Origin of the sequence: Rhodovulum sp. ES.010 (assembly GCF_900142935.1) — a bacterium.
Lineage (GTDB): Bacteria > Pseudomonadota > Alphaproteobacteria > Rhodobacterales > Rhodobacteraceae > Rhodovulum.
Window position 1 is genome coordinate 2,974,665 of sequence record NZ_FSRS01000001.1, and the last position, 18,222, is coordinate 2,992,886.

At 69.1% G+C, this 18,222-nt stretch carries 18 protein-coding genes; 10 read left to right on the forward strand and 8 right to left on the reverse strand.

Annotated features, from left to right (window positions below; all coding sequences use genetic code 11):
- The first annotated feature begins 17 nt into the window (after window positions 1–17).
- From BUR28_RS14630 to zapE, 4 genes are read left to right on the forward strand one after another with little or no spacing between them, the layout of a single operon-like run.
- Window positions 18–647: an HAD family hydrolase gene (locus BUR28_RS14630; protein WP_074220790.1), complete on the forward strand. Its 630-nt coding sequence runs from the start codon at window positions 18–20 to the stop codon at window positions 645–647.
- Window positions 640–1,557, forward strand: a complete 918-nt coding sequence (locus BUR28_RS14635; RefSeq protein WP_074220791.1) for an ornithine cyclodeaminase family protein — start codon at window positions 640–642, stop codon at window positions 1,555–1,557. Before BUR28_RS14630 ends, BUR28_RS14635 begins: the two co-directional genes overlap by 8 nt.
- On the forward strand, window positions 1,554–2,474 hold the full coding sequence (locus BUR28_RS14640) for an alpha/beta fold hydrolase (protein ID WP_074220792.1): 921 nt from the start codon (window positions 1,554–1,556) through the stop codon (window positions 2,472–2,474). Before BUR28_RS14635 ends, BUR28_RS14640 begins: the two co-directional genes overlap by 4 nt.
- 59 nt (window positions 2,475–2,533) lie before the next feature.
- Window positions 2,534–3,613, forward strand: coding sequence for a cell division protein ZapE (zapE, locus tag BUR28_RS14645; protein ID WP_074220793.1), 1,080 nt, complete (start codon window positions 2,534–2,536; stop codon window positions 3,611–3,613).
- A 34-nt stretch (window positions 3,614–3,647) separates the two neighbouring features.
- Here zapE and BUR28_RS14650 read toward each other — a convergent pair whose 3' ends face one another.
- From BUR28_RS14650 to BUR28_RS14665, 4 genes are all read right to left on the reverse strand, one after another.
- Window positions 3,648–4,922 carry a bifunctional folylpolyglutamate synthase/dihydrofolate synthase gene (locus BUR28_RS14650; RefSeq protein WP_139307585.1) on the reverse strand — a complete coding sequence of 425 codons (1,275 nt, stop codon included), beginning with the start codon at window positions 4,920–4,922 and terminating at the stop codon, window positions 3,648–3,650.
- Window positions 4,919–5,911: an acetyl-CoA carboxylase, carboxyltransferase subunit beta gene (accD, locus tag BUR28_RS14655; protein ID WP_074220794.1), complete on the reverse strand. Its 993-nt coding sequence runs from the start codon at window positions 5,909–5,911 to the stop codon at window positions 4,919–4,921. The genes BUR28_RS14650 and accD overlap by 4 nt, the downstream gene beginning before the upstream one ends.
- Before the next feature lie 76 nt (window positions 5,912–5,987).
- The gene (locus tag BUR28_RS14660; protein WP_074220795.1) at window positions 5,988–6,863 is read right to left on the reverse strand and encodes a CPBP family intramembrane glutamic endopeptidase; all 876 of its coding nucleotides are present in this window, start codon (window positions 6,861–6,863) and stop codon (window positions 5,988–5,990) included.
- A 62-nt stretch (window positions 6,864–6,925) separates the two neighbouring features.
- A complete protein-coding gene (locus BUR28_RS14665; protein ID WP_074220796.1) occupies window positions 6,926–7,810 on the reverse strand; it encodes a CPBP family intramembrane glutamic endopeptidase in 885 nt (294 codons plus the stop codon).
- Window positions 7,811–7,922: 112 nt separating this feature from the next.
- Here BUR28_RS14665 and ilvD point away from each other — a divergent pair, with 112 nt between their 5' ends.
- The 5 genes from ilvD to BUR28_RS14690 all read left to right on the forward strand — a co-directional run bounded on the left by ilvD (window position 7,923) and on the right by BUR28_RS14690 (window position 14,444).
- Window positions 7,923–9,656 (forward strand): dihydroxy-acid dehydratase, encoded by a 1,734-nt coding sequence (gene ilvD / locus BUR28_RS14670; protein WP_074220797.1) that lies wholly within the window; start codon window positions 7,923–7,925, stop codon window positions 9,654–9,656.
- Complete coding sequence (locus tag BUR28_RS19565; protein ID WP_074220798.1) at window positions 9,637–10,401, forward strand: hypothetical protein; 765 nt, start codon at window positions 9,637–9,639, stop codon at window positions 10,399–10,401. Before ilvD ends, BUR28_RS19565 begins: the two co-directional genes overlap by 20 nt.
- Window positions 10,402–10,473: 72 nt before the next feature.
- Window positions 10,474–11,151, forward strand: a complete 678-nt coding sequence (locus BUR28_RS19080) for a DUF6478 family protein (RefSeq protein ID WP_254813754.1) — start codon at window positions 10,474–10,476, stop codon at window positions 11,149–11,151.
- 196 nt (window positions 11,152–11,347) lie between these two features.
- On the forward strand, window positions 11,348–13,372 hold the full coding sequence (locus BUR28_RS14685) for an NADPH-dependent 2,4-dienoyl-CoA reductase (protein WP_074220800.1): 2,025 nt from the start codon (window positions 11,348–11,350) through the stop codon (window positions 13,370–13,372).
- A gap of 169 nt (window positions 13,373–13,541) precedes the next feature.
- Complete coding sequence (locus BUR28_RS14690) at window positions 13,542–14,444, forward strand: LysR family transcriptional regulator (protein ID WP_074220801.1); 903 nt, start codon at window positions 13,542–13,544, stop codon at window positions 14,442–14,444.
- 22 nt (window positions 14,445–14,466) lie between these two features.
- On the opposite strand, the gene BUR28_RS14695 is transcribed toward BUR28_RS14690, so the two are convergent.
- Genes BUR28_RS14695 through BUR28_RS14710 form a run of 4 tightly spaced genes read right to left on the reverse strand, consistent with a single transcriptional unit; the run spans window position 14,467 to window position 17,440 of the window.
- Window positions 14,467–15,414, reverse strand: coding sequence for an OmpA family protein (locus BUR28_RS14695; protein ID WP_074220802.1), 948 nt, complete (start codon window positions 15,412–15,414; stop codon window positions 14,467–14,469).
- Window positions 15,411–15,986, reverse strand: coding sequence for a peroxidase-related enzyme (locus tag BUR28_RS14700; RefSeq protein ID WP_074220803.1), 576 nt, complete (start codon window positions 15,984–15,986; stop codon window positions 15,411–15,413). The genes BUR28_RS14695 and BUR28_RS14700 overlap by 4 nt, the downstream gene beginning before the upstream one ends.
- Window positions 15,987–15,989: 3 nt before the next feature.
- Window positions 15,990–16,712: a GNAT family N-acetyltransferase gene (locus BUR28_RS14705; RefSeq protein ID WP_074220804.1), complete on the reverse strand. Its 723-nt coding sequence runs from the start codon at window positions 16,710–16,712 to the stop codon at window positions 15,990–15,992.
- Window positions 16,709–17,440 (reverse strand): competence/damage-inducible protein A, encoded by a 732-nt coding sequence (locus BUR28_RS14710; protein WP_074220805.1) that lies wholly within the window; start codon window positions 17,438–17,440, stop codon window positions 16,709–16,711. The genes BUR28_RS14705 and BUR28_RS14710 overlap by 4 nt, the downstream gene beginning before the upstream one ends.
- 45 nt (window positions 17,441–17,485) lie before the next feature.
- On the opposite strand from BUR28_RS14710, the gene sfsA reads away from it, so the two are divergent.
- On the forward strand, window positions 17,486–18,202 hold the full coding sequence (sfsA, locus tag BUR28_RS14715; protein ID WP_074220806.1) for a DNA/RNA nuclease SfsA: 717 nt from the start codon (window positions 17,486–17,488) through the stop codon (window positions 18,200–18,202).
- The last annotated feature ends 20 nt before the right edge of the window (window positions 18,203–18,222 follow it).

Below are 18,222 nucleotides of genomic sequence, written 5' to 3' on the forward strand. Positions count from 1 at the left end.
GCGAACGAGGAGAGCCCATGCCCATCGACGCCGTCGTCTTCGACATCGGCCGGGTGCTGATCGACTGGCAGCCCGAGGCCTTTTTCGACCGCCGCATCGGCGCCGACCGGCGCCGCGCGCTGTTCGCCGAGGTCGACCTGTACGGCATGAACCTGTCGGTCGATCACGGTGCGGACCTTGGCGGGGCGGTGGAGGCGTTGGCCGCGCAGCACCCGGGCTGGGCGGCCGAAATCCGGCTGTGGCAGAGCCACTGGCTGGAGATGGCGAGCCCGGCCATCCCGGGTTCGGTCGCGCTGCTGAAGGCTCTGAGGGCGCGCGGCGTGCCGGTCTTCGCGCTGACGAATTTCGGCACCGACACCTACGAAATCGCGCGGCGCGCCTATCCGTTCTTCGACCTGTTCGACCGGGCCTTCGTCTCGGCGCGTCTCGGCGTCGTCAAGCCCGACCCGGCGATCTACGCGGTCCTCGAACGCGAAACCGGCATCGCGCCCGAAAGGCTGATCTTCACCGACGACCGGCCCGAGAACATCGCCGCCGCGGCCCGGCGCGGCTGGCAGACGCATCTCTTCGAGGCGGCGGAAAGCTGGGTGGCCCGGCTGGTCGAGGCGGGCGTGCCGGGCGCCGACGAGGTGACGCACCATGCCTGAGATCATCGGTTTCGAAGAGGGCGAGCGCATCCTGACCTGGCAGGGCCTTTGCGCGGCGTTCGAGGCGGGCCATGCCCTGCCGCGCGCCGAGATCGCCGACACGTTCCTCTACCGCGGGCCGGACACGCTGCTTTCGCGCGCGGCCTGGATCGACGGGCTGGGCATCGCGGTGAAGTCGGCGACGATCTTTCCGGGCAACCCGACCGACGGCAAGCCCGCGGTGAACGGCGGCGTCAGTCTCTATTCCGACCGTGACGGCACGCTGAGCGCCATCATCGACTTTCACCTCGTCACCAAGTGGAAGACCGCAGGCGACAGCCTTTTCGCGGCCACCAAGCTCGCTCGGCCGGACAGTGAGCGCATTCTGATCGTCGGGGCGGGAACGGTCGCCCATGCGCTTTACGAGGCGTATTCCGGTGCTTTTCCGGATGCGCGGTTCGCCGTCTGGAACCGCTCGGCGGCGGGTGCGGAACGGCTGGCCTCGGCCTTTCCGGATGTCCGGGTCACGGGCGATCTGGAGGCCGCGGTGCGCGAGGCCGACATCGTGACCTCCGCGACCATGGCGACACAGCCGCTGATCCGCGGCGCCTGGTTGCGGCCGGGGCAGCATCTCGACCTGATCGGCGCCTTCCGCCCGGACATGCGCGAAGCCGACGACACGGCGCTGCAACGCGCCCGCGTTTTCGTCGACAGCCGCGATACGACGCTGGGCCATATCGGCGAATTGAGGATCCCGCTCGAGCAAGGCGCCATCGCCGAAACCGACATCGTGGCCGACTATTACGATCTTGGCTCGGGGGCCTTCGCCCGCCGGTCCGACGACGAGATCACGCTGTTCAAGAACGGCGGTGGCGCGCATCTCGACCTGATGACCTGTGCCCATATCCTGGACGCCTGGCGCGGGCGATGACCTGGGCCTTCGGGCTTCTTGCGCTCGCCGTGCTTGCCTGGGCGCTGGCCGAGCGGCGGCGTCGGCCGATGGATCGGGCGGCGCGTGCGGCTGCACCGGGGCGGATCGCCGATCTGCCCTCGGGGGGTACGCATTACCGCTGGGACGGCCCGACCGAGGGCCCGGTGGCCGTCGTGATCCACGGCATTTCCATCGGCAGTTCCTTCATGGACGAGGTCGCCGCGATCCTGGCGGGCATGGGGTTCCGGGTGCTTCGCTACGACCTTTACGGGCGCGGCCTGTCCGACCGGCCCGGGGGCGCGCAGGACCGGGCCTTTTTCGTGGGCCAGTTGCGGGCGCTTCTGGACTATCTCGGGTTCGACGGCCCGGTGACGCTCGTGGGGCATTCGATGGGCGGGGCGATCGCCACCGCCTTTGCCGCCGAAGCCTCGCACCGCGTGAACCGGCTGGTCTTGCTCACGGCCGCGGGCCTGGGCGAGCGGACGCCGCTTCTCTTCAAGCTGGTGCGCGACGTGCCGGTGGTGGGCGACTGGCTGATGCGGGTGGGCGGCGGGCTGGCGATCCGGCGGATCGCGCGGACGCTGGGCCGCGATCAGGGTATCTCCGGCGAGGTCATCGAGGCCCAGTGCGCGGAGACGCGTTACCGCGGCTTCCTGCCCGCGATCCTGTCGAGCCTGCGCCATTTCTTGCGCGACGATCTGGCCGTTGACCACCGCAAGGTCGCCCGCACCGGTCTCCCCGTGCTCGCCATGTGGGCGGAGGAGGACGAAGTGATCCTGCGGTCGGTGCCGGGCCGTCTGGCCGAGATCAACCGCGACGCGATGCAGGTCGTCGTGCCCGGTGCCACCCATGCCTTGCCGGTCACGCATGTCAGGGACATTCGCGAGGCCCTGAGGGAGTTCCTGCGCGCGATCTGAAGACTGCGGCCCATGCGCCATGGCTTTTCTTCCGCGCGGGCGGGGCCTAGAACGCGCCCATGGGCACGAGCTTGCGCCACCTTTACGATCAGCGCGTCGAGGCCGGGGAGTTGCGTCCCGACCCCGCGCAGATCGCCGCGCTGGGGCCTCTGGATCGCATCCGGCAGGCGCTGGAGTGCCCGCCGCCGCGTCCCCGGGCCGGGCTGTTCCGCAAGCCCCCGCCGCCCAAGGCCGAACGCGGGCTATACCTCTGGGGGGGTGTGGGGCGCGGCAAGTCCATGCTGATGGACTTCTTCTGCGCCAATGTTGCGGTCGAGGGGAAGCGTCGCGTCCATTTCCACGCCTTCATGCAGGAGGTGCATTCGGGGCTGCACGCCGCACGGTCGGGCGGTGCAGGCGACGCGCTGAAGCCGGTGGCGGCGGAGATGTTCAAGGACCTGCGCCTGCTTTGCCTTGACGAGATGCAGATCACCGACATCACCGACGCGATGATCGTGGGGCGGTTGTTCGAGCTGATGTTCGGGGCGGGCGTCACGGTTGTGACGACGTCGAACCGGGTGCCGGGCGATCTTTACAAGGACGGGCTGCAGCGGGACCGGTTCGTGCCCTTCATCCGGCTGATCGAGGAGCGGCTGGAGGTGATGCACCTCGCCTCGCCCACCGATTACCGGCAGAACAGGCTGACCGGGGCGGATGTCTATTTCACGCCCGCAGACCGCCTGGCCCGCGAGGCTATGTCGGAGATCTGGGAGGATTTCACCGGCGGCGCGGGCGGACCGCTGGTGCTGCGGGTGCAGGGGCGCGACGTCGAGATACCGCGCTTTCACAACGGGGTGGCGCGGGCGAGTTTCTGGGACCTCTGTGCCAAGCCGCTGGGGCCGGCGGACTACCTAGCCGTCGCCGAGGCGGTGCGGGTTCTGATCCTCGAGGATATTCCGCGGCTGTCCTCCGAGAATTACAACGAGGCGCGGCGCTTCGTGACGCTGATCGACGCGCTCTATGAGGCACGGGTGCGCCTGATCGCGTCTGCGGCGGACGTGCCGGAATCGCTCTATCTCGAAGGGGAAGGCTCGTTCGAGTTCGAGCGCACGGCCAGCCGGCTGCGCGAGATGCAGGCCGCCGATTGGGGACGGGGGTGACTGGCCGGGTTTCGGGCGCGATCCGCGCCGGGGGTCAGCCGTTCTCGCCCAGAACGCGGCCTGCGAGGTAGAGCGAGCCGCAGATCAGGATGCGCGCGTTCGGGACCTCTGCGGCGATCCGCGCAACGGCCGCGCGGACGCTCTCGGCGGTTCGTGCGGACAGACCCGCCGCGCGCGCGGCCTCGGCCGTTATCTCGGCGGGCAGCGTCGCAGCCTCGCCGGGGATCGACACCGCGGTCAGGCTTTCGGCGATTTGCGCCAGCGGGCGCATGAACCCCCCGACATCCTTCGTGTTCAGCATGCCGCAGACCAGGTGCAGCGGGCGCGGCGCCAAGCGCGTCAGCGCCTCGGCCAGCGCTTCGCCGGCCGCGGGGTTGTGCCCGCCGTCGAGCCAGAGCTCCGCCCGGCCCGCGCCCTCGACCAGCGGCCCTTGGCGCAGGCGTTGCAGGCGGGCGGGCCATTCGGCGCGGGCCATGGCGGCCTCGCAGGGGGCCTCGTTCATGTCCAGCGCGCGTAGCGCGGCCAGCGCGATCCCGGCGTTCTGCACCTGGTGGGCGCCGATGAGCCGCGGCATCGGCAGGTCGAGCAGCCCCCGCTCGTCCTGGAAGACGAGCCGTCCGCGTTCCTCCCAGACATGCCAGTGCTGGCCGTGGGCCAGAAGCGGCGCGCCCATGCGCGTGGCCTGCGCCTCGATCACCTCCAGCGCCGCCTCTTCTTGGGGGCCGACCACGCAGGGCACGCTGCGTTTGATGATGCCGGCCTTCTCGAAGGCGATCTGCGGCAGTGTCTCGCCGAGGAATTGCTGGTGATCGAGAGCGACAGGCGTGATGACGGTCAGCCGGGGCGCGTCGATCACGTTGGTTGCGTCCAGGCGTCCCCCAAGACCGACCTCCAGCAAGCAGAAGTCGGCGGGGTCGCGGGCGAAGGCCAGGAGCGCGGCGCAGGTGGTGATCTCGAAATAGGTGATCGCCGCCCTGCCATTGGCGCGCTCGAACTCGTCCAGCACTTCCGTCAGCGCGGCCTCGGAAATCAGCCCGTCGGCCAGCCTTATGCGTTCGTGGAACCGCGCGAGATGGGGCGAGGTGTAGGCCTGCACGCGCAGCCCCGCGCCCTCCAACCCCGCGCGGATCATCGCCAGCGTCGAGCCCTTGCCGTTGGTTCCCGCGATGTGGATCACCGGCGCGAGCCGCCGCTCGGGGTGATCGAGCGCGCCCAGCAGGCGCCAGACCCGGTCCAGCGTCAGGTCGATGATCTTGGGATGCAACGCCATCATCCGCGCGAGGATGGCGTCGCTTTCGGCCCCGCTCACCCCTTGGCGTCCTCGGGGGGGTCTGCATCCGGCGGGGCGGTCTTGCGCAGCGGTTCGGCGTTCTCGGTGTCCTGGTCCGCCGCCTTTTCCGGCCCGTGGCTGAAACTGGCCGGAGGCGGCAGGTCGGCGATCACCGCGGGCGGCAGGCCCATCAGCATCCGGGTGATGGTGATGAGTTCCTCGCGCAGCCTGGTGCGCGGCGTCACGCGGTCAAGCATGCCGTGCTCCAGCAGGTATTCCGCCCGCTGGAAGCCTTCGGGCAGTTTCTCGCGGATCGTCTGTTCGATCACCCGTGGCCCGGCAAAGCAGATCAGCGCGTTCGGCTCGGCGATCTGCACGTCGCCCAGCATCGCGTAAGAGGCGGTGACGCCCCCCGTCGTGGGGTGGGTGAGGACCACGATGTAGGGCAGGCCCGCCTCGCGCAGCATCTGGATCGCCACGGTGGCGCGGGGCATCTGCATCAGGCTGAGGATGCCCTCCTGCATCCGCGCGCCGCCGGCGGCCGAGAACAGGATGAACGGGCGCTTGAGTTCCACCGCGCGGTCGATTCCGGCGATGATCGCGTTGCCGACATACATCCCCATCGACCCGCCCATGAAGCCGAAATCCTGCGCCGCCGCCACGACGGGGGTGCGCCCGATCTCGCCCTCGGCGACCAGCATCGCCTCTTTCTCGCCGCTGGCCTTCTGAGCGGCGCGCATCCGGTCGGGATATTTCTTCTGGTCGCGGAACTGGAGCGGGTCGGCGACCGGCTGGGGCACTGGCACCTCGGCGAAGATGCCGCCGTCGAACAGCGTGATGAACCGGTCGCGGGGGCTGATCCCCATGTGATGGCCGCAAGCCGTGCAGACGTTGAGGTTGTCGCTGAGTTCGCGGTGGAACAGCATCGTTCCGCAGGCGTCGCATTTCGACCAGAGGTTCTCGGGCATCTCGCGGCGCGAGAACAGCGAGTTGATCTTGGGCCGGACGTAGTTGTTGATCCAGTTCATGCGGCGCGCCACCCTTCGCTCGGTCTGGCCGGTCAGATAAGCCCCGGGGCGGGGAAATGCAATCGGCCCCGGGCGGTCAGATCAGCGCGCGCAGCAGCCGCCACATCGCCAGGATCAACAGGATGTCCAGCCCGAAGCTGACCGGCGCCATCGCCGTGTCGCTCAGGTCGAAGGGCGTGACGTAGAGCGCGAGCCCGGTGATCGTGCCCTTGACCGAGACCAGCAGGAGCGAGCTGCAGTTGTTGATGAAATGCCAGCCCATGGCGAACCCCAGGCTGCCCGATTTCTCGGTCAGGTCGGCGGCGGCCAGCGCGAAGGCGAGCACGCCGAGCAGTATGAAAACGAGGTTCCCTCCCGCCATCGGGTTGAAGTGCAGCGCGGTGAAGATCAGCGCCGGTACGCCCATCCAGACCGCGCGCCATGCGAAGCGCGCGGCGAGTTGCTGTTGCAGGTAGCCTCGGAACAGAAGCTCTTCCGACCCGGTCTGCACCAGCACCAGGATCACCGCCAACGGCAGAAGCCTCAGCCACTGGCCCGGGTCCAGATTGGGCTCCAGCGGCGTGACAAGCTGCCCGAGGAGGAGCAGCAGCGCATAGACCGGGATCAGAGCCGCGATCGATACAAAGAACCCGCGGATCGTGTCGCGGAACGGGCCGAAGAGGCTGCTCGGTTCGCGGTAGTGCAACGCCGGCGTCGCGATCAGCACGGCGAGTCCCATGCCGAGGAAGCTTGCCAGAATGAACAGCGTGTGGCCGGGCGTCGCGGGCTGGGTCAGGCCCTGCATCCAGCCGAAGTAATTGAGCGGCCCGAGCACCGGGTAGGCGCCCACCAGCATCAGCGCGAAGACACCGGCATAGATCAGCACGATCACCCCGATCCCGAGGAACAGCCGCCAGAGCTCGGGGTAAAGGCGGGCGGGCTCGATATAGGCCTCGAAAAGGGGGGCGCGCATTGGGTCTCTGCTCGTGGTGCGGTTGCGGCGCAAGCTAGCGCCCGGTGCGGCGCGCTTCAACGTCAGACCCGAAGCGCGACGCGCGCGGCCAGCCACGACACGAAAAGCACCCCCAGGTCGACGAGGAGAAGCGGCATCAGCGCCGGGTCGTCGGCGGCCATCGGGTGGGTGTAGAGCGCGAGCCCGGAGACCGGGCCGGGAAGCGCGACGAAGAGAATGGCGCTGGCGTTCGTCGCGAAGTGCAGCGCGATGGCCGGCCCCAGGGTGCCCGACCGCGCGGTCAGATCGGCCGCCGCGACCGAGAAGGCGCCCGCCCAGAGCGCGACGGCGGACGCGTTCTGCCCCGTCATGTCCGGTGTGTAGTGGCCCCAGGCGAACAGCGCTGCGGGCAGTCCGATCCAGACGAGCGGCGCGCGGAACCGCGCGGCCAGTTGTTGTTGAAGGTATCCGCGGAAGAACAGTTCCTCCGCGCTGCACTGGATCAGGATCGCCGGCACCGCGAGCGGCAGGAGGGCGAACCAGCGCCCCAGCCCGAGTTTGGGCGCCAATTCCAGCCCGGTCGGCAACAGCGCCCACACCACGGCATAGAGCAGCGTGAGCGCCCAGAGGACTCGCGCGAACTGTGCCGCCGCCAGGGTGGGCGGGCCGGTCAGCGACACCAGTCCGCGGCCGTGCAGCAGGTTGGTCGCCGCGAGCGTGCCCGCGATCATGAAGAGGAAGGAGGCAAGCAGCCACAGCGCACCGCTCGCGGTCAGGGTGCTGACGAAGATGCTCTCGAAGATCGAGGCGGCGAGGTCCGGCCCGCGCAGCATGGTCACCACGCCGAAGGCGGCGTAGACCAGCCCGATCTGGACCGCGAAGACCACCACCGCGCCGACCACGAGCCGCCAGGGCGCGGACTGCGCGCGGGCGGGGCGGACCAGGCGTTCATGGGGGGCGTAGCGCATTCTCGGCGTCCTTGTCGGTGCGAGACTAGACTGCCTCCCTGCGCCTATCAATCGCTTGTCTCGGCTCCGTCCGGGGGCTATTCCCGTGAACGACACGACCCCGGAGGACCCCATGCTCAAGCGACCCGTCGACAAGTCCCGCCTGCCCAGCCGCCACGTGACCGAGGGCCCGGCGCGCGCGCCGCACCGGTCCTACTACTACGCGATGGGGATTTCCGAGGACGAGATTCATCAGCCGTTCGTCGGGGTCGCCACCTGCTGGAACGAGGCCGCGCCCTGCAACATCGCGCTGAGCCGTCAGGCCCAGGCCGTGAAGTTCGGCGTCAAGGAGGCGCACGGCACGCCGCGCGAATTCACCACGATCACCGTCACCGACGGCATCGCGATGGGCCACGAGGGGATGCGGTCCTCGCTCGCCTCGCGCGAGGCGATCGCGGATACCGTGGAGCTCACCATGCGCGGACATTGCTATGATGCGCTGGTGGGGCTGGCGGGCTGCGACAAGTCGCTGCCGGGGATGATGATGGCGATGGTGCGGCTGAACGTGCCCAGCGTGTTCATCTACGGCGGCTCGATCCTGCCCGGCCGGCACGAGGGGCGCGACGTCACCGTGCAGGACGTGTTCGAGGCCGTCGGTCAGAACCAGGCCGGCAACATGTCCGAAGAGGCGCTGATCGCGCTGGAAAAGGTCGCCTGCCCGTCCGCGGGGGCCTGCGGCGGCCAGTTCACCGCGAACACCATGGCCTGCGTGTCCGAGGCGATCGGGCTGGCGCTGCCCAACTCGGCCGGCGCGCCCGCGCCCTACGAGAGCCGCGACCAGTATTGCGAGGCGTCGGGCCGCGCGGTGATGGACCTGATCGAGAAGAACATCCGCGCCCGCGACATCGTCACCCGCAAATCGCTGGAGAACGCCGCGCGCGTGGTGGCCTGCACCGGCGGGTCGACCAATGCCGGGCTGCACCTGCCGGCCATCGCGCATGAGGCCGGGATCGAGTTCGACCTGTTCGACGTGACCGACATCTTCCGCGACACGCCCTATTTCGTCGACCTCAAGCCGGGCGGGAAATACGTCGCCAAGGACCTCTACGAGGCGGGCGGCGTGCCGGTCATCATGAAGGAGTTGCGCAAGGCGGGCCTGATCCATGAGGACTGCATCACCGCCACCGGCCGCTCCATCGGCGAGGAGATCGACGTGGTCACGCGCGAGGCCGACGGCCGGGTGATCTATCCGGTCGATGCGCCGCTTTCCCCCACCGGCGGCGTCGTCGGTCTGAAGGGCAATCTCGCCCCCGAGGGCGCCATCGTGAAGGTCGCGGGCATGGAGGCCGACGCCCAGGTCTTCACCGGTCCCGCGCGCGTCTTCGAGTGCGAAGAGGACGCCTTTGCCGCCGTGAAGGCCCGTGAATACGAGGAAGGCGAGGTCATCGTCATCCGCAACGAGGGCCCCGCGGGCGGCCCCGGCATGCGCGAGATGCTGGCCACCACCGCGGCGCTCTCGGGCCAGGGCATGGGCAAGAAGGTCGCGCTCATCACCGATGGCCGCTTCTCGGGGGCGACGCGGGGGTTCTGCGTTGGCCATGTGGGGCCCGAGGCGGCGCATGGCGGGCCCATCGCCCTGATCCGGAACGGCGACATGATCACCATCGACGCGGTGAAGGGCGAGCTTTCGGTGGCGCTGACCGACGAGGAACTGGGCGCGCGCAAATCCGACTGGGCCGGGGCGAAGGATACCATCTACGGCTCGGGCGCGCTTTGGAAATATGCCCAGCTCGTGGGCTCGACGCGCAAGGGCGCGGTCACGCATCCCGGCGCCAACGGCGAGAAGCATGACTACATGGATCTCTGATCCGCGGTCCGGGGCACTCATTGCACTTGCCGGGCTGGCGGCGCTCGCGCTTGCCGGCTGTGCCGGCGGCCCCGATGCGACCGCGGGTTTCGGCGGCCTCTCCTTCTCACGCGCGGCGCCCCAAGCGGTCACCGTCGCTGGCGATACCGTGACCATTGCCGGGCCAGCGGGCTTTTGCGTCGAGAACAATGCGACCCGTGACGGCGACGACGGGGCCTTCGTGCTGATGGCAAGCTGTGCCGCCGTGACCGGGCGCGAGAACGCCCCCACTCCGGCGAGTGACGCGTTGTTGACGGCCTCCGTTGCGGCGAATGCCGGGCCGGGTGGCCGCCCCGAAGACCGCGCCATCGTGCTCGAACGGTTCTTCGCGTCCGAGGCGGGGCGTGCCGCGCTTGCCCGTGATGGCCGCGCCGCGAGCGTCGAGGTGGACGAGATGTTGGACCGCGACGGGCTGTTCGTCCTGCGGGCGCGCGACGACAGCGCCGGGCTTTTTCCGGGGCTGCGGAACGATTACTGGCGCGCGATCTTCGACGTGAACGGGCGCATCGTCACCGCCTCGGTCGTGGGCTTCAAGGCGCGGCCGATCAGCGACAGGGCGGGGCTGGCGGTCCTCTCCGACTTCGCGGACCGCATTCGGACGGAAAGTGCGGCGCTTGCACGGGCGCCCGGCGCTGCCGCCCCGGCCCAGTCAGAGATCGGACCGACGCCGCAAAAGACCGGCATTTTCGGATTCTTTCGGCGCTAGGTTTACCGGGAAGAAACCCGCCGGCGTCCTTAGTCGGGCGATCTGCAGCCATGCCCGAGACGGTCGCGCCCGATGGTTCCGAAACCCGATTCCCTGATCGACCGCCTCCTGGTCCGCCGCCTACGCGACCGGATCGTCCGTCAAGCGGATGGCCGCCTCCCCCGACCGCCGGCCGGCGCGACTGCGGTGGCCATGCCGCTGGGGTCGGACTGGGGGTGGCGGCCGGAGGTCTTTTGCAGCCCGCTGCCGGCCCCGGGCACTGCACCAGCCAGCAGCCGCACGCCGATCGGGGCGGAGGTGTGGCTGTTCCACGACTGCGTTAGTCCAGAACTGACCCTGCGGCAGCTGCGCAGCACGCGCGCCGAGGACAGGGCGCCCTTCGGTCTCCGCGTCGATGTCTTGCGCTTCGAGGGCAGCTTTCTGTCCCTGGCGATCGATCTGCCGCAAGACGCGGCGCGCGGCCTGCGTCGTAAGCACCTGGTCCGTCTCGACGCCCTCTTCGAGACCGAGGCACCGCTTGGGGTCTTTGCGCGTCTGAACGTCAGGCACGGGCCGAATGTCGCGCAGCTCGTGCGCGAAGTGCCGCCCAGGGCCGGGCCGGTCGCGGTGGACTTCGACCTTGCCTACACCCGGTTGAACGAGAACCGAGTCGAAAAGCTGTGGCTCGATCTGATTTTCGAGCGGCCGCGGGTGACCCGGATCACGCTGCGCGACGTGACGCTCAGCCGCAGGCCAAGGGCCGAGGTCTGACGGACGGGGTCCGCCCCGCAGCGGCCTCTGCACAGCCGCCGCCTTGCAGGCATGTGGGCGGCCCGCCCCGGCATCCCGAGAACGGCCTTCAGCCGACGTCGGGGCCCGGTCGCGCGACCAAGCCCGCCTTGACGCCGCGTTCCGTCGTGACAGCCTTGGCGCGGCCCGCCATTCTGCCGGCCGTGGAGGAGGGCCAATGACCGAATACCCGCACCTGCTGGCGCCGCTGGACCTCGGCTTCGTCACGCTGAGAAACCGTGTTCTGATGGGCTCGATGCATACCGGGCTGGAGGAACGGGGCGACTGGGCGCGCGTGGCGGAATTCTACGGCATCCGCGCACGGGGCGGCGCGGGGCTGATCGTCACCGGGGGGATGGCGCCGAACCCGGAGGGCGGTGTGTTCCCGGGGGCCGCGGGGCTCTACACTGCGGACGACATCGCAAACCACCGCCGGGTGACGGACCGCGTGCATGACGAGGGCGGGCGGATCGCGATGCAGATCCTGCATGCGGGCCGCTATGCCTATGGGCCCGACTGCGTTGCGCCCAGCGCGCTCAAGTCGCCGATTTCCCCGTTCCCGCCCACGGCGCTGGACGAGGCCGGTATCGAAAAACAGATCGCCGACATCGCCGCCGCCGCCGCGCGCGCCCGCGAAGCGGGCTATGACGGGGTCGAGGTGATGGGGTCCGAGGGCTATTTCCTCAACCAGTTCCTGGTCACGCATACCAACAAGCGCGACGATCGCTGGGGCGGGTCCTACGAGAACCGGATGCGGCTGCCGCTGGAGGTGGTGCGCCGGGTGCGGGCTGCGGTGGGGGACGATTTCATCCTGATCTACCGGCTGTCGATGATCGACCTGGTGCCGGACGGCTCGACGTTCGACGAGGTGGTGGACCTCGCGCAGCGCGTCGAAGAGGCGGGCGCCACGATCCTGAACACCGGCATCGGCTGGCACGAGGCGCGGGTGCCGACCATCGCGACCTCGGTGCCGCGGGCGGGCTTCGCCTGGGTGACGCGGAAACTGATGGGCAAGGTGGGCATTCCGCTGATCACCTCGAACCGGATCAACACGCCGGGGGTCGCCGAGACCGTGCTGGCCGAGGGCTGCGCCGACATGGTCTCGATGGCCCGGCCGTGGCTGGCCGACGAGGCGTTTGTCGCCAAGGCCGCGGCGGGCCGCGCCGACGAGATCGCCCTCTGCATCGCCTGCAACCAGGCCTGCCTCGACCACACCTTCTCGGGCAAGGTCTCGACCTGCCTTGTCAACCCCCGCGCCTGTTTCGAAACCGAACTGCGCTACGACGAGGCCGAGGCGCCGAAGCAGATCGCCGTGGTGGGCGCGGGGCCGGCGGGGCTGTCGGCCGCGCTGGTGGCCGCCGAGCGCGGGCACCGGGTCACGTTGTTCGACAAGGCCGGGCGTATCGGCGGGCAGTTGAACATGGCCCGACGCATCCCGGGCAAGGAGGAGTTCGACGGGCTGGTCGGGTGGTACGAAACGATGCTGGACCGGCGCGGGGTCGATCTGCGCCTGTCCACCGCGCCCGATACCTGGGAGCTTGCGGGGTTCGACGCGGTGATCGTGGCCACCGGCGTGCGTCCGCGAGACCCGGGCATTCCGGGTCAGGACCTGTCCCATGTGATGGGCTATGCCGACGTGCTTATCGCGGCGAGCGACGTGGGCGACCGGGTCGCCATCGTCGGGTCGGGGGGGATCGGCTTCGACGTGGCCGAGTTTCTGGTCACCGGCGAGAGCCCGACGCTCGACCCCGCCGAATGGCGCGCGGAATGGGGCGTTTCCGATCCGGCGCGCCATCGCGGCGGGCTGGCCCCCGACGGCCCGCGCCCGGTACCGCCCCTGCGCCGCGTGACGATGCTTCAGCGCAAGGACGAAAAGCCCGGCAAGCGGCTGGGCAAGACCACCGGCTGGATCCATCGCGCCGCGCTCAGGATGAAGGGCGTCGAGATGCTGGGCGGCATCAACTACGAGCGGATCACCCAAGAGGGGATCGAGATCAGCCACGGGCCCGACCGGCGCGACCCGCGGCTCGTCGCCGCCGATACCGTCGTGCTCTGCGCCGGTCAGGAGCCCGAGAGGCGCCTTGCCGAGGCGCTGTCGCGCGCCGGCATCGACAATCATGTGATCGGGGGCGCCGACGTCGCGGCGGAACTGGATGCCAAGCGGGCCATAGACCAGGGCGCCCGGCTGGCGGCGACACTTTGACTTCAAGGGCTTGCGGGATCGCGGCGTGGCCCGGGCGCGCTTGCCGATGGGTTTCCGCCGTCCCGACGATCCGGCGATCACCCCAGTATTGTCGAGCGTCTTTCAAAATCCTGCCTGAATTGCAGAGGATTGTATCGGACAGCACGGGGGTGTGAGTAAGGATGTTCCGATGGATCGACTGACCGAGATGGAGGCCTTTGCCACGGTGGTGGACCAGGGTGGCTTCACCGATGCCGCCAAGAAGATGGGAATCTCGAAATCCGCCGTGTCGAAGCATGTCTCGTCGCTGGAGGCGCGCCTGGGCGCACGACTCCTGAACCGCACCACCCGCCGCGTCAGCCCGACCGAAATCGGGCTTGCCTATTACGACCGCGCCCGCAAGGTGCTGAACGATGCCGGCGAGGCCGACGCGCTGGTCACCTCGATGCAGTCGGCGCCATCGGGGCTGTTGCGCATCTCGGTCGCGACCGATTTCGGAGTGAATCACCTGTCGCCGCTTCTGGGCGACTTCCTTCTGCAATACCCCGACATCACCGTGAACATGGTGCTGAACAACCGCTACGTGGAACTGATTTCAGAAGGATTCGACATGGCGATCCGGGTCGGCGAACTGGAGGACAGCACCTTGCGCGCGCGCAAGCTGGCCGAGACGAGCAAGCGCATGATCGGCTCGCCGTCCTACTTCCAGAAATACGGACGGCCGCAAAAGATCGATGATTTGAACGAGCACAAGCTGCTGCACTATTCCAACCAGGCCAGCGGCAATGTCTGGAAGATCACCGCGCCTTCGGGTGAGAAACGCCAGGTGCGCACCGCGGGCTGGCTGACGGTGAATGACGGCCAGTCGCTGCTGAATGCCGCGATCTCGGGCCTCGGCATCGCCTACCTGCCGAGCTTCCTGTTCAGGGAGGCGATCGAGAAGGGGTTGGTCGAAGAGGCGATCCCGGGCCTGCCGGTCGAGAAGCTGGGTATCTACGCGGTCTATCCCCCGGGCCGCTTCACCCAGCCCAAGGTCCGCGCCTTTATCGACTTCCTCGTGCAGCGGTTCTCCGGCGAGGATGCCGCCATCTGATCGGGGCTGGCGGGCGGCGGCATCAGTCTGTCGTGGTCAGGATCACCTCGACCCGGCGATTGCGCATCCGCCCCTCCTCGGTGCGGTTGGAGGCCAGCGGGGCGAGGAACCCGGCGCCGGCCGCCGCCACGCGGTCGGCCGGCGCATCGAGCGCGTCGATGAGATAGTTGCGCACGGCTTCTGCCCGCCGGCGCGACAGCGCGATATTGCTGTCCAGCGCTCCGACCGCATCGGTATGGCCCACGAGCATGATCGACCGGTTCGGCGTTTCTTCTAGGTAGCGCGCCAGCGCCTCGAGCGAGGCGAACTCGCCTGCTGTGAGCGTTGCTGACCCGGTCGCGAAGTCGAGACCCGCCAGCACCGCCCGCCCGTCGCGTTCCAACCGCTCAACCAGCGGGACCGCGTGCGTCAAAGGCGCCCCGTGACGGTCCGGTGCCGCGGGCGTCGCGGTCGGGGCAGAGGCCGCTGCGGTAATGCCGACACCGGTAACCTGCACGAAGGCGCGCGTGGCCGAGCGACTGACCATCAGGGTTACGTATTCCGGGCCATCGGCTCCCAATCGCCGCGCCGAGAGAAAGCGGAAATCGCCGAGGTCCACATGCATCGCCGGCTCGGGAAGGATATCGATGGCATAGCGGAAGTCGAAGCCGCCGCAGCGCGCGGCCGCACATTCGTGGATCACATGGAACCCGTCCGAGACCACCTGCGCGCGCAAGGCGGCCAACACCTGCCGGGTCGTCAGCCCCTGGAGCGGCTGTTGCCAGGCGCGGCGGGTGATCGGGCCTTCGGCGGTGATCGTCGGCACGGCGTTGCCGTCGAAATCGCCCACCGGGATCTCGGCGGTGCCCAGCGCCGACACCTGTTCTGCGGCCAGCGTCGCGGCGTCGGGCAGGTCCGGCGCCAATGCGCCGGCGCTCTTCGCCGCGAGCGCTGCGGCCAGGGTGCAGGCAACAAGGCGGGGCGCGCTCATCGATGGGCGCCGTGATAGGCCTCGTTGGGGTCCATGCCTGACGCCGAGGCGATCCGGTTCGACATGTTGAAGAAGCCCGCGACGGCGGCGATGTCCCAGATGTCGCGGTCGGTGAAACCCTGATCGCGCAGGCATTGCCGGTCCGGTTCCTCGATGCGGTGGCTTTCGAGCGTCAGTTTCTCGGCGAAGTCCAGCATCGCTTTCTGCCGTGCATCCAGCGGCGCGGCGCGGTAGTTCATCACCATGGCTTCGCCGAGCTTGGGGTCGCCCGACAACTGCCGCACCGCCGCGCCATGGGCGACCTGGCAGTACCAGCACCGGTTGATCGACGAGACCACCACCGCGATCATCTCGCGTTCCAGTTTGGTCAGCCCGCTGTCGCCCAGCATCAGGTCGTTATACATCGCGGTGAAGGCGTTCAGCTTGGCGATGTCGAAGGCGTAGGCGCGCAGCACGTTGGGCACGAGGCCCAGCTTCTCGGCGCAGATGTCGAAATACTTCTGCGTGTCCTCGGGAAGTGGCTCGACCGGCGGCAGGTCAAGCGCCGTGGGAAGGTCGGGGTCTTTGGTCACTGCTCAGACCTTGTGCGGCTCCTTGGCTCTGTAGTGGTAGTGTCCCACATTCTGCAGCCCCAAGGAAGCGTAGAGCGCCCGCGCGGGCGCGTTATCCTCGGTCACCAGCGCGACGATCTCCGAGGCCCCCTGGTCTTGCGCCCACACGGCCAGCGCCCGCATCATGTTGATGGCGGTGCCCTTCCGACGGTGGCTATCGGCCACTGCCAGCGCGTGGACGTAGCACAGCCCGTCATGGATCGCGGCGAAGCCGGCGCCGGCGGGGCGGTCGCTCTGACGGCCGAGCACGGCGGTCTTGGGGGCGGTCGAGCGGGCCATCACGGCGCGCCGCGCGGGGCCGATCCCGCAGGCGTCCCAGATCTCCTCCATGATCGCGAGCGGTTGCCACACTGTGAACGCGGTCACCGGCGGTGGTTCCTGGGCTACGGTCTCGACCGGCGCGGCGAGGACGCACACCGGGTCGACGACCCGGTAGCCCCGCGCGTCCAGCACCTCGTCCAGCGCCTCGTCGCCCGGCCGGATCATGAAGAGCGGTACTTGACCCAGCCGCGCCATCGCCACCTCCGCCGCGGTGATGTCGCCCTCGCTCACCGGTCCCTCAACGGTCGCTGCCGAGACGCGCTGGCCGCCGCCCTGTCCCTCGCGGATCGTGACCGGGCCCAGTCGGGTCTTTGCCGCGGGCGGCCAGGTCGCCTCTTGCGCGGCGAACAGTCGTGCGGGCGTCACGCCACGGCCTCGGGAAACCGTGCGCAGAGCCGCGCCATGGCGGCGTCGATCTGCGTGCCGTCGGTGCCGCGGATCACGACATTGGTGCCGTAAATCCCGTCGCGCACGAAGGGGTAGGACCCGATCGAGAGGTCGGGAAACTCGTTCGCCAGGGTGCGCAGGTCGCCCGCGATGTCGCCCTCGGCACGCCGGATCGTCAGGTTTTGCGACATCAGCGCCGTGCCGCCCGTCAACGTCGGCAGTACGCTTGCCACCATCGCTTCGAAGATCGCCGGCACGCCAGCCATGACGTGCACGTTGCCGATGGAAAAGCCCGGCGCCGCGGAAATCGGGTTATCTATCAGCGCCGCGCCCTCGGGGATACGCGCCATGCGCAGGCGGGACTCGTTCAACTCGCGCCCCATCTTCTCGCAATAGGCGCCCATGATGGCGCGGGCGTCCTCGCGCACATCGATCCCGACGCCGAAGGCGGCTGCCACGGCATCCGCGGTGATGTCGTCATGCGTCGGGCCGATGCCGCCCGAGGTGAACACCGAGTCGTAGCCCTCGCGCAGCGCGTTCAGGGCCGTGACGATCCGCTCCTGGTCGTCCGGCACGATCCGCACCTCGGCCAGCTTGATGCCATGCTTCACCAAGGCGCCCGCCAGGAAATGCATGTTGGAATCGCGCGTCCGCCCCGAAAGGATCTCGTCGCCGATCACCAGCATTGCCGCCGTTGGGTTGGCCATGCCCGCCTCCTTGCCCGGATACCTGCCCCGGTATAGGAGCAGGCCATGCGCTTTCAAAGCCCTCTCGTGCCCGGTCGGCTGATCCGCCGCTACAACCGGTTCCTCGCCGACGTGACGCTGGACAGCGGCGAGCAGGTGACGGCGCATTGCCCGAACCCCGGGTCGATGATGGGGCTGAAGGAACCCGGCCTGCGCGTCTGGCTGGAGCCGAATGACGACCCCAGGAAGAAACTGCGCTACGGCTGGCGGCTGGCGGAATTGCCGGACGGTCACTGGGCGGGGATCGATGCGGGCCTGCCCAACCGCGTGGTGCGCGAGGCGCTGGAGGCCGGGCAGGTGGCCGAGCTTGCGGCCTATGCAAGCGTTCGGCCGGAGGTCAAATACGGTGAGAAGAGTCGCGTCGATTTCCTGCTGACCGGCCCGGGCCTGCCGGATGCCTATGTGGAAGTGAAGAACGTCCATCTGCGGCGCCATGCCGATTGGGCGGAGTTCCCCGACAGCGTGACTGCCCGTGGCGCCAAACACATGGCCGAGTTGGCCCGCATGGCCGAACTGGGGCATCGGGCGGCGGTGCTTTACCTCGTGCAGCGGACCGACTGCGCGCGGTTTCGCCTCGCGGCCGATCTCGACCCCGCATATGCCGCCGCCGCGCGCAGCGCGCGGACGGCGGGTGTCGAGATGCTGTGCTATGGCGCGCGCATCGGTCCCGGGGGGGTGACGCTGTCCCATCCGCTGCCCTTGGACCTTGCGCCGCAGGATTAGGCCGGCCTCTGGCCATTGCA